The organism is Corallococcus sp. CA047B (genome assembly GCF_003612065.1).
In the GTDB taxonomy this organism is placed as follows: domain Bacteria; phylum Myxococcota; class Myxococcia; order Myxococcales; family Myxococcaceae; genus Corallococcus; species Corallococcus praedator.
The window spans coordinates 1-7,088 of record NZ_RAWD01000407.1 but is presented as its reverse complement, the minus strand read 5'-3'; the positions used below and the strand labels follow the sequence as shown (position 1 = coordinate 7,088).

Below are 7,088 nucleotides of genomic sequence, written 5' to 3'. Positions count from 1 at the left end.
GGGGTGTTGCACCGGGACCTCAAGCCCGCGAACGCGCTGCTGACGGAGGACGGGCAGGTGAAGCTGCTCGACTTCGGGGTGGCGAAGCTGCTCGACGTGGCGGTGGTGCCCGTCGGGCCTGTTGTGCTTCCGGACTTCCAGGCGGGTGGGGCAGGGGGCCTGCTGGCGGAGGGCGCGGCCACGGTGGACCTGCCTGCGGGCACCGAGGACCGCGCGGGTTCGCTGCGGATCGCGACGGCGGGACGTTCAGGCGTTGCTGAAGCAGGAACCCTCCGACGCCTCGCGTCCGCGAACCACGCCACGCTCGATTCAGCGCAGGACCTGCGGCGGAGTGCGACGGCGGACCTTCCGCGCAATGCCGACGCGAGTGCATCCCAGCGCACCGCGACCGCGGCCCCGCTCGCGCCGCAGGAGCTTCCGCGCGGCCCCTCGGACCTGCTCTCCACGGGACGCATCGGGACCCCGCTCTACATGGCCCCCGAGGTCTGGCGCGGCGAACCGGCCACGGCCCGCAGCGATCTCTTCTCGCTGGGCGTGCTCCTCCACGAACTGTGCGGAGGCTCTACGCCGGGGCCGCTCGCGGACGCCCCCTTCGAACCCCGGATCTTCGCGTCCCTGGACACGGTGGTGCCCGGGATCGACCCCACCTTCGCGTCGGTCGTCACCCGCTGCCTCGCGCATGACCCCGCCGAGCGCTTCGACTCCGCCGAAGCCCTGCGTGATGCACTGGAGTCCATCGCCTCGCGCCTCTCGACGCTCCGAGGTGACACCTCCCTCACGGCTCCCGCGAGGCCCCGGCCCAGGTGGGTGCGGGTCGGCCGGGTGGTCGCGCTCCCGCTCCTGGCGGCGTCCATCCTCGTCGGAAGCAACTGGTACGGCGAGCACTCCCGTCGCCGCGACGCGGAGCGGGCACTGGCCTCCGTCACCGCCATGCTCGATGTGAACCAGGTCCTGGGAGCGCAGATTGAATCGCTCCGCGCGGAGGCGTTCACCGCGTTCGACTCGGACCGCGTGCCCTTCGCCGAGGACGCCTGGGCCAAGGCCCTGAGCCTGGGCGCGAAGCAGGCCCGAAGCTATGAGGAGGCCACCGCCATCCTCGATGCCTCCCGGACGCGCGTGGGCGCGGGCTGGAGTAATCCGTTGGATCAGCGGCTCGCCGACGTGCTCCTCCAGCGCATCCTCATCGCGGAGCGCGACCGTAAACCCGAGGTCCGCGCGGCCCTGATCCAACGCCTGGACGAAGTGGATCCCAGCGGCGTCACGAGCAACAAGCTGAGAGCCCCCGTCCGCATGGACCTGGACAGCGATCCCCCGGGCGCCGTCGTCCAGGTCGAAAGCCTGGAGCCCATCGCGGGCGAGCCCTCCGAACCCTGGACCTTCGGCACCACGCCCATCACCTCGGGCATCACCCTGTCACCCGGCTCCTACCTCCTGACGTTCACGCGACCGGACCGGCCGCCCGTGCGCTACCCCGTACTGCTCGGGAGAGGCGGCGTCTTCCAGGCCCGGGTCGTCCTCCCCGAACACGTCCCCGACGGCTACGTCTACGTGCCCCCGGGCCGCTTCCTCTACGGCAGCGGCGACGACGAAAGCATCCGCCGCACCGTCGTGCGCACGCGCCCGCTGCACCCCCTCACCACGGGCGCCTTCCTCATCGCGCGCCACGAAGTCACGTACGCGGACTGGCTCACCTGGCTGCGCGCACTGCCCGCGTCGGAGCGCGCCGCGCGCAGGCCCCGGGGCACGAACTACTTCGGCACCATCGAGTTGCTGCCCGACCCCGACGCCACCTGGACCTTCCACCTGGAGCACGAAGGCGTCGCCTACCACGCGAAGGAAGGGGAGCCGCTGCGCTACCAGGACCGGGAACTGCGCGCCGAACAGGACTGGCGCCGCTTCCCCGTGTCCGGCATCTCCTGGGAGGACGCCCGCGCCTACGCGTCCTGGCTGGACACCACCGGCCGGCTTCCCCGCGCGCGCCTGTGCACCGAACGGGAGTGGGAACGCGCCGCCCGGGGCGCAGACGGGCGCGACTATCCGCACGGTCCGACGCTCGCACCGGACGACGCCAACTTCGACGCCACCTACGGCCGCAAACCCCGCGCCTTCGGGCCGGACGCGGTGGGCTCGCATCCCGCGTCGGACAGTCCCTTCGGCGTGGCGGATCAGTCCGGCAACGTGTGGGAGTGGCTGGTGACGGACACCGGCGGCACGCCCGCGTACGGCGGCGGGTCGTTCTACCAGGACGCGCTCACCGCCCGGGTCCTCAACCACGGCGACGGAGAGCCGCGCACACGCTTCCCCTTCATCGGGATGCGCGTGTGCGCGTCCGTGCCGTGATTCAGAGGTCGCGCCCCGGGAGCTGTCCCACGGCGGGCAGGAAGCCCAGGTCCTTCACGAAGACGAACGCGGCGGAGGGGGACTGGGTGGACGTGGCGTAGAAGCCCAGCGTCGGATGCTTCCACAGCTTCAGGGGCCGGCGCTGTCCCGCGCTCTCGGTGTCCACGGCGCTGTACACATAGCCCTCGATGCCCTGGTCGGAGCTGACGGCATTGAGGAAGAAGCCGGTGGCGGGAGCGCAGGTGTTCGAGTCCGTGAGCAGCCTGCGCCCCACGTGGTCCACGCACCGGTACAGCGGCTTGATGAAGGAGCCCATGCGCTTCTTGATGGCCGAAGGCAGCTTCGCGGAGAGGATGGGACCTTCCGCGCGCAGGGGGACGAGCGACGGCGTATCCGCCAGCCCGTCACCGTTGAGGTCCGCCCGGAACGTGGACACGTCCTCGATGCCCGGGTGCTCCTGGAGATCCGCCACCACCGACGTGGTCGTCACGAACTCCGTGTCCGTCTTCTTGAACATCACCAACGCACGGTCGATGAAGAGCGAATAGGACACGAGCAGCGTGTCGTCCGCGTAGTTCGTCAGCTTCAGCTCCTCGCACGGCCGGATGGAAGGTCCGGTGGCGATGACGGGAGGGGTGCCGGCTTCGAGCGCGCGGTTGAGGCACGTGGCCTCCAGCGACAGCGTGTCCCAGCGCTTCTTGCCCAGGCACAGCGGGCGGACCGTGCCGCAGGAGTCCCGCTTCCACACGGCCTCGAGCGCGTACTGACCAGGGTCCACGGTCGCCGCGGGGTAGCCGTCGGGGTTCTGCGCCAGGACACTCTGCGGCCCCATGAAATACAGCGGCGTGCCGTCCAGCGTATTGCTCTTCCCCTCGCCGCAATAGTCCGCCCTCGCCATGCGCGTGCAGAGCTGGTGGTAGGCGAGCGCGACGTCATTCACGGAGGAGGCCCCGCTCCAGGGCGCATAGCCCCAGTCGATGCACTTGGCGATGACGCCGCCCCCCACGAAGAATGGATTGCTGGCCGTGCCCTGGTTCGAGGGCGCGCACGCGAAGGTGAAGTAGTCCGTGTTCTTCAGCAGCTCACCGCCCACCGACCACGGATGGGGCACCGCGAGCGCGAACCCGCTGCCCGTCGGGCACAGCGGCACGGTCGTCTTGTCGTCCGTGGTGGCGCTCACCCGGAACTCCCAGCGCGCCGCGCCGGAGTTGAGGTTCTCGTTCGTACACGCGACCGGGGATGACGTGATCCCCACGTGACAGCGGGCCTCCTGGATGACGAGCTTCACCGAGCGGCCCTCGAACGGTGCCCGGAAGGACGTCCCCACCAGCGTCGACCCATCCAGCAGCGCCCCTGGAAAAGGCGGGCTCCCTCCGGTGCACGAGACCTGCCACACGACGATCCGCCCGCCCATCATCCCGGACTTCACCGTCGCGCACGTCACGCCCGAGGGGAGCGGCGGCCCTTCCACGGAGGCATGCGGGATGTTGATGGACTCGAAGCGCTCCGAGCCATGCAACTGCGTCCCCTGCGCGCTGTTCGTCGGAGGAGGCTCCGCGACCGCGACCGCGCCTCCCAGCAACACCGCGCCCAGCAGTCCCTGCCTCCAGGCCTTCATGATGGCTGACACGTGTTCGTCTCCCGCCTGCGATGGATTGAGTGGGGCGCTGGAACGCGCCCCCGCATGAACCTGTACGCCGAGGACCTGTGCAATTCGAAGGCCCGCATCCGTCGCCACGGGTGGCTGTGCAAACCTTGCCGGGAGTGCAAGCCCCGCACGCCCTGGCCCTGGCCCCCTGTGCAAACCTTGCACGGGCACCTCGTGCTTCCTTGCTCCCGCCGCATCCCCCACAATGCCGCCGCTGCCGCACGACACGACTCACACGAAGAGGGAGGGGCCATGTCCCCAGGCACCCGCATCCTGGCCGCGCTCGCGTTGTTCTCGCTGTCCGGCACCGCCGTGGCGCAGACGCAACCCGCGCCGAAGCCGCCGTCCGAGCAGAGCCCGGAGCAGCGCGCCGCGTACCTGCGCTCGCACTACACGAAGTACGAAGTGCGCATCCCCATGCGCGACGGCGTGAAGCTCTTCACGTCCTTCTACGTCCCCAACGACGCGAGCCCCACGAAGCGCTACCCCGTGCTGCTCCAGCGCACGCCGTACTCGGCGGCCCCGTACGGCGTGGACCGCTACCCGAACAGCCTGGCGACCGCGGCCTTCGAACAGGACGGCTTCATCTTCGCCGTCCAGGACGTGCGCGGCCGCTACCTGTCCGAAGGGGAGTTCGTGGACGTGCGCCCCCACCGCGACACCAAGCGCGGCAAGGAGGTGGATGAGAGCAGCGACACGTACGACACCATCGACTGGCTGGTGAAGCACGCGCCGAACAACAACGGCCGCGTGGGCCTGTGGGGCATCTCCTATCCGGGCTTCTACGCGGCCGCGGGCGCCATCGACTCGCACCCCGCGCTCAAGGCCGTGTCGCCGCAGGCACCCATCGCGGACTGGTTCTGGGACGACATGCACCGGCATGGCGCCCTCAATCTCCAGCTCACGTTCACGTTCTTCTCCGCCTTCGGCAAGCCGCGCCCCACGCTCACCGACGTGGAGGGCTGGCATCCCCTGGAGATGGGCACCCCGGACGCGTACCAGTTCTTCCTGGACCTGGGCCCGGTGGGCAACGCGGACGCGAAGTACCTCCACGGAGACATCGGCTTCTGGAAGGACCTGCTCGCGCACCCCAACTACGACGCCTTCTGGCAGGCGCGGAACCTGTTGCCCCATCTGAAGAACATCAAGGCCGCGATGCTGGTCGTGGGCGGCTGGTACGACGCGGAGGATCTCTACGGCCCGCTGCGCACGTACGCCGCCATCGAGAAGCAGAACCCCGGCATCACCAACACGCTGGTGATGGGCCCCTGGCCCCACGGCGGCTGGATGCGCACGGACGGCTCCGGGCTGGGCGACGCGGACTTCGGCTTCCCCACGAGCGTCACGTACCAGGACCTGGCGCTGGCCTTCTTCAAGCACCACCTGAAGGGGGGACCGGCCCCCACCGTCCCGGAGGCCCTCGTGTTCGAGGGCGGCGCCAACCGCTGGCGCCACCTGGATGCGTGGCCCCCGAAGAACGCGAAGCCGACGCGGCTGTTCTTCCAGCCCCAGGGCGGGCTGACGTTCCAGGCGCCCACGGTCAAGGAGGCGTCGTTCGACGAATACGTGAGCGACCCGGCGAAGCCCGTGCCGTACACGCAGGAGCACTCCGCCAACATGACCCGGGGCTTCATGGCGGAGGATCAGCGCTTCGCCTCGCGGCGTCCGGACGTGGTCGTGTACCAGACGCCGCCCTTGGAGGAGGACCTCACGCTGGCGGGCCCGCTGGAGGCGGAGCTGTGGGTGTCCACCACCGGCAGCGACGCGGACTGGGTGGTGAAGCTGGTGGACGTGAACCCGGGCAAGTTGCGCGGCTGGACGAAGGAGGCGGAACGGGCCGGCGAGCGCGACCGGGGCGGCCAGCAGACGCTGGTGCGCGCGGAGCCGTTCCGGGGCCGCTTCCGCGACAGCTACGTGCAGCCGAAGCCCTTCACCCCGAACGAGGTGACCAAGGTGCGCTTCGTCATCAACGACGTGTTCCACACCTTCCAGCGCGGCCACCGGCTGATGGTGCAGGTGCAGTCGAGCTGGTTCCCGTTCATCGACCGCAACCCGCAGACCTTCGTGCCCAGCATCTACGCGGCGAAGGAGAGCGACTTCGTGCGCGCCATGCACCGGATCCATCACTCGGCGGCGCATCCCAGCGCACTGAAGGTGTCCGTGCTGCCCGCGCTGGACGACTAAGTCACCAGCCGGACACGCGGGGTCTGCTACGCTGATGCACCGCCGGGCGCGAGCGCTTCACGCCTTTCGCCTTCGACCCATGACGGGAGGGACATGACCGGTCACGACCGGACCGACGCCGGGCTGGTGCTGCTCGACGGAAGCATGGGGGAGGGAGGGGGCCACGTCCTCCGCTCGGCGCTGTGCCTGTCGCTCATCACCGGACGGCCCTTCCAGCTCACCCGGCTGCGCGAGCACCGGGATCCGCCGGGACTGCGCCCCCAGCACCTGGCCTACGTGCGCGGCGCGGAGGCCCTGAGCGCCAGCACCAGCGAGGGCGCCGTCGTGGGCGCGTCCGAGCTGCGCTTCACCCCGGGCCCGGTGCGCGCCGGGGACTACCTGCTGGAGGTGGGCACCGCGGGCAGTACGCCGCTGCTCTTCCAGTGCCTCGTGTACCCGCTGGCGCTGGCGGGTGGAGGACGGCTCACGCTGCGGGGCGCCACGCACCTGCGCAACAGCCCCAGCTTCCATGCGCTCACGGGCGCGTGGCTGCCGGTGGCGCGCGCCTACGGGTTTCCCGTGCAGTTGTCGCTGGCGCACGCGGGCTTCTATCCGGAGGGCGCGGGCGAGTTCACCGCGGAGGTGGGCGCCCCGGGAGAACCGCCGCTGCGGGTGGACCTGCCCGCGCGGGGCGTGCTGCGCGAGGTGCGGGTGATGTCCTTCGTGGGCGGGCTGCCCTTCGCCGTGGCGGAGCGTCAGTCGCGCGCCGCGGTGGCCGCGCTGCGCGAGCGGGGCATCCTGGCGGAGGCGGAGAACCGGCCGCTGCCGGTGACGCGCTCGCAGGGCACGGTGACGTTCGTGCTGGCGCAGTTCGAGCACACCGTCGCGGCCTTCACATCCCCTTTCTCTTATACACATCTCCGAGCCCACGAGACGC

General features: G+C 70.5%; 4 protein-coding genes. 3 read left to right on the top strand and 1 reads right to left on the bottom strand.

What is annotated here, in order from left to right:
• Window positions 1-2,340 (top strand): SUMF1/EgtB/PvdO family nonheme iron enzyme (locus D7X74_RS37230; protein ID WP_147446822.1); only part of this gene is annotated, 2,340 nt, incomplete at its 5' end.
• Window position 2,341: 1 nt separating this feature from the next.
• On the opposite strand, the gene D7X74_RS37225 is transcribed toward D7X74_RS37230, so the two are convergent.
• Window positions 2,342-3,970: an ADYC domain-containing protein gene (locus D7X74_RS37225; RefSeq protein WP_120537732.1), complete on the bottom strand. Its 1,629-nt coding sequence runs from the start codon at window positions 3,968-3,970 to the stop codon at window positions 2,342-2,344.
• Window positions 3,971-4,240: 270 nt separating this feature from the next.
• Here D7X74_RS37225 and D7X74_RS37220 point away from each other — a divergent pair, with 270 nt between their 5' ends.
• Both D7X74_RS37220 and D7X74_RS37215 read left to right on the top strand, forming a co-directional pair.
• On the top strand, window positions 4,241-6,172 hold the full coding sequence (locus D7X74_RS37220; protein ID WP_120537731.1) for a CocE/NonD family hydrolase: 1,932 nt from the start codon (window positions 4,241-4,243) through the stop codon (window positions 6,170-6,172).
• A 93-nt stretch (window positions 6,173-6,265) separates the two neighbouring features.
• A partial coding sequence (locus tag D7X74_RS37215) for an RNA 3'-terminal phosphate cyclase (RefSeq protein ID WP_147446821.1) occupies window positions 6,266-7,088 on the top strand: 823 nt, incomplete at its 3' end.

What these genes read in the sequence shown, in the direction of transcription:
- D7X74_RS37220 (WP_120537731.1), top strand. Translation starts at nt 4,241, where the DNA reads ATGTCCCCAGGCACCCGCATCCTGGCCGCGCTCGCGTTGTTCTCGCTG.